1 protein-coding gene is annotated in these 808 nt (G+C 68.2%); it reads right to left on the bottom strand.

Annotated elements, in window-relative coordinates:
* Window positions 1–808 (bottom strand): phosphate acyltransferase (locus tag AC6LKG_RS26505; protein WP_498169962.1); only part of this gene is annotated, 808 nt, incomplete at both ends.

Below are 808 nucleotides of genomic sequence, written 5' to 3' on the forward strand. Positions count from 1 at the left end.
TCGATCTCCAGGTCCGGCGCGGCCTCGCGCACCAGCTCCAGCGCGCGGCGCATCTTGGCGCCCGAGGCCGAACTGCCCGAGCCGAAGTTCGAGCGCGACAGCAGCGCCACCTTCGGCGCCAGGAACATGCGCTGCATTTCCTTGGCCGCGGCGATGGTGAACTCGGCGATCTGCTCGGCCGAAGGTTCATCGTTGACGTGCGTGTCCACCAGCACCACCGTGCGCTCGTTGAGCAGCAGGATGTTCATGGCGGCATAGACATTGCGGCCCGGCCGGCGGCCGATCACCTCGTCGACGAAGCGCAGGTGGTCGTGATAGGCGCCGACCGTGCCGCAGACCATGCCGTCGGCATCGCCCAGGTGCACCATCATCGCGCCGATCAGGGTCATGCGGCGGCGCATTTCGACGCGCGCCATTTCCTTGGTGATGCCACGGCGGCACATGCGCTCCCAGTAGGTCGTCCAATACTGGTGGAAGCGCTCGTCGTATTCGGGGTTGGTGACTTCGACGTCCTCGCCCAGGCGCAGCCGCAGGCCCAGTTTCTCGATGCGGGTCAGCAGCACCGACGGGCGGCCCACCAGGATGGGACGGGCCAGGCCCTCGTCCACCACGACCTGCACCGCGCGCAGCACGCGTTCGTCCTCGCCCTCGGCGAACACGATGCGGGCCGGGCCGCCTTCGCGCACGATGCGCTTGGCGGCCGAGAACAGCGGCTTCATGAAGGCGCCGGAGTGGTACACGAACTGCTGCAACTGCTCTTCGTAGGCTTCCAGGTCGGCCAGCGGGCGCGTGGCCACGCCGCCTTCCA

The organism is Achromobacter sp. 46006 (assembly GCF_059761975.1).